The following is a 3,166-nucleotide window of genomic DNA, read 5'->3' on the forward strand; positions in this document are numbered from 1 at the left end:
GGCGTGTGAGATGCTTCGTGTCTTTGTGAGTGCCAGCCGCTTCGACTGGTCTCAGCGAACGTAGTCTTGGCATGAATCAACTTCCTTACAAGGCACTCCATGTCAGCGGTAAAGACCACGCTGGTTATTATCCAGACGCTACTGATATGACCTTGAAGCTCCTCTTTGACCCAACCACTGGAAAAATCTACGGTGCCCAAGGAGTTGGGAAGAAAGGTGTTGACAAGCGAATTGATATCCTGGCGACTGCTATCAAGGGAAATCTCACCGTCTTTGACTTACCAGAATTAGAGTTCACCTATGCGCCACCATTTGGCTCTGCCAAGGATCCCGTCAATATGCTGGGCTACGCAGCCTTAAACCTTATCGAAGGTCTCAGCGACAATATTCAATGGTACCAGCTCGAAGACGAACTAGCTAATGGTAAGAAATTCCTAGATGTACGGACAAGTGGCGAATTCCAGAGTGGTCGACTTAAGGTAGACACTATACACATCCCCCTAAACGAACTACGGGAACGCTTGGACGAACTAGATAAGAACCAAGCCTACATCGTTAGCTGCCACAGTGGTTTGCGCAGCTATATTGCAGAGCGTATCCTCAAACAAGCAGGCTTTACCGTCCAAAACCTTGACGGCGCTTATTCACTATACAAAATGGCTAACCCAGAAGGAGTAGAATATGGAAACTAGTATCAGTATGGCTGACTTTTATGAAAAATATCAACATAAAAATCTAAATCTTATCGATGTTCGTGAAGTACATGAATTCCAAGCAGGACATGCACCAGGTGCAAAAAATCTGCCTTTAAGCACCTTGGAACAAGGCTACAAAGAACTCAAACCTGACCATGAATACCATGTTATCTGTCAAGGTGGAGTGCGTTCTGCCTCTGCCTGTCATTTTCTCAGCGCCCAAGGCCTCACCGTTATCAACGTAGAAGGTGGTATGAATGCTTGGCCTGGGCAAGTAGAATAATCAAAAGGAGCTGGGCAAAAACTCAATTTCAGGAGAAAGTGAAGTAAATCTCCCCACAATAAAACGCATACTATCAAGGTTTTCAACACCTGATAGTATGCGTTCTTTTATTTTAAAGACTTTTTCCAGCCTCTCTTGATTCACATTAAACTATTCTATTAGCAGAGATCTTTGCAACTCTCATCTCTTTATTTCCGTTTAATCAAGTATCGGATAGCCTTTTCTAGGCGTGCCTTTTGAGCTTCAGGATCATCTAGTGGCTGATTGATACATTCAGTAAGATTTTCGGTAATTATCATCTCAATCACGCGCTCCACACTAGATTTCACGGCTGTCAGTTGCGTCACAATATCAGCACAGTCACGATCTTCTTCAATCATCTTTTGAATCCCACGCAACTGACCCTCTGAACGTTTCAAACGAGTAATATACTTTGAGTTTGTCATTTCTTTTTCCTTGCTCGATTTTTCTTCATTATATCTCTAATCAGCTTCTTTGTCAAAATTCTCGCCCATCCAACTCACGCAGTTCTGTTATCAAAGACTTTTCAAAAGGTAAACTAGCCTTGCTGATAACTCGATAGAAATCCCTAGTTTTATCTTGCTAAACGAATACGAGTCACAATTCCATCTGGGTCTGTAATTTCCAGCTGGCTAGATGTCAACCACCTGATTGACACATCAACTTCTTGTGCTCGTTGGACAATCGTTAACAGTTCTTCTTTACTAGCAATCTCAATGACATAATAGGCCAAACCTGGCAAGCCTTGCTTACGCGAGGCCAGACTTTTTCCTCCCCATTCGTTGACTGCCAAATGATGATGGTAGTCCCCAGCTGCGATCCAACTAGCACTAGGCACACTGAATTTATCCTCTAGTCCTAACACCTTTTGATAAAACTGGCTGGACTTTCGACTATCCTTGACGGAAAGATGGATATGCCCCATTCTCGTACCCTCTGCCAGGATAAAGGGCTCTACTCTTTCCCCCAACTCATAGATATCCTGCGCCGCAAGGGCCTCTGTCACCCCAATAATGCGTCCATCTTCTCGAATATCCCATGTGGAAACCGGCTTATCTCGATAGAGTTCAATGCCATTTCCCTCCAAATCCTCCAAGTAAAGGGCCTCGCTGTAACCATGGTCTGCACCACCGACAAGAGGAATCTGCAAATCCGTCAGGTGCTTCAAGACATCTGCCAAAGCCTTTCGTGTCGGCAAGAGAATAGCCAGATGGTAAAGGCCATAATGTTCCCTTACTTCTCCGCTCTCTTGTGCTTGAATCAAGTGTACCAAGGCTTTTCCACCAAGTCCCAGAATAGCCTCTGTCTCAGTCTGAGATAAGATTTCTAAACCAATCATCTGCTGATAAAAGGCTGTTTGACTCGCCAAGTCCTTCACATTTAAAACTGCCTCGGCTAAATAAATGTGGCTCTTGTATTCATAGGTCATAAATATTTCCTCTTTTATTGTAACTTTAATTATTACAACTATTATATAACTTCCCTCAAGAAAGTCAAGCCAGACAACTTGAAGTCTCTATTCTAACAAGAAAGAGGCCGATGTTCTCCATCAACCTCTTTCTTATCGTTCATTCTTTTTGCTAAGTACGATAAATACTTTACCTATGACTTACTATCTTCAGCCTAGTTTACCCATTCACCATTGCCATTTACTTTATAACCGTCAGGTGTTGTTGTGCTGACTGCCAAAGCTCCTGAACCATATGCATAGTACCAGTACTTGCCTACTTTAAACCAACCTGTCTTCATGACACCTGATTGATCCAGATAATACCATGTACCATTTTCCTTGTACCAGCCTGTCTTCATAGCTCCTGAGCCATCAAAGTAGAACCATCTGCTACCATCTGTTCCCCAACCTGTAAACATCGCGCCAGAACTATCAAGGAAATACCATGCTCCATCAACTTCTACAAATCCAGTCTGCATGACACCTAAATCATTCAAGTAGTACCATTTGCCACCCGTTTTCACCCAGCCTGTCTTCACATCACCAGATTCATAAAAATACCATTTACCATTAGATTGTACCCAGCCAGACTGACTAGATGTAGATGTTCTAAAATCTTTCAACGATTTTTCTACAACTGTAGCTTTACTTTTAACGGTTGAAAGGTTTGAGGCAGTCACTTCTGTATACTGAATAGCAGAGCCATATCCACCAGCC

At 43.0% G+C, this 3,166-nt stretch carries 3 protein-coding genes and 2 pseudogenes; 2 read left to right on the forward strand and 3 right to left on the reverse strand.

All coding sequences use genetic code 11. From position 1 onward, the window contains the following. Positions 1 to 35 precede the first annotated feature (35 nt). Together QZ565_RS08940 and QZ565_RS08945 are read left to right on the forward strand one after the other, a co-directional pair. Positions 36 to 692: pseudogene (locus tag QZ565_RS08940) on the forward strand (rhodanese-like domain-containing protein); the annotation flags it as partial. Further along, positions 682 to 978 carry a rhodanese-like domain-containing protein gene (locus QZ565_RS08945; protein ID WP_201058621.1) on the forward strand — a complete coding sequence of 99 codons (297 nt, stop codon included), beginning with the start codon at positions 682 to 684 and terminating at the stop codon, positions 976 to 978. The pseudogene QZ565_RS08940 and the gene QZ565_RS08945, both read left to right, overlap by 11 nt. Before the next feature lie 188 nt (positions 979 to 1,166). Here QZ565_RS08945 and QZ565_RS08950 read toward each other — a convergent pair whose 3' ends face one another. From QZ565_RS08950 to QZ565_RS08960, 3 genes and pseudogenes are all read right to left on the reverse strand, one after another. After that, the gene (locus QZ565_RS08950; RefSeq protein WP_045594097.1) at positions 1,167 to 1,424 is read right to left on the reverse strand and encodes a metal-sensitive transcriptional regulator; all 258 of its coding nucleotides are present in this window, start codon (positions 1,422 to 1,424) and stop codon (positions 1,167 to 1,169) included. Positions 1,425 to 1,573: 149 nt separating this feature from the next. Then, positions 1,574 to 2,428: a VOC family protein gene (locus QZ565_RS08955; protein ID WP_295528446.1), complete on the reverse strand. Its 855-nt coding sequence runs from the start codon at positions 2,426 to 2,428 to the stop codon at positions 1,574 to 1,576. Between the two features lie 194 nt (positions 2,429 to 2,622). Beyond that, positions 2,623 to 3,166, reverse strand: a pseudogene (locus tag QZ565_RS08960) (choline-binding protein C); the annotation flags it as partial.

It is taken from the genome of uncultured Streptococcus sp. (assembly GCF_915066115.1).
Taxonomy (GTDB): domain Bacteria; phylum Bacillota; class Bacilli; order Lactobacillales; family Streptococcaceae; genus Streptococcus.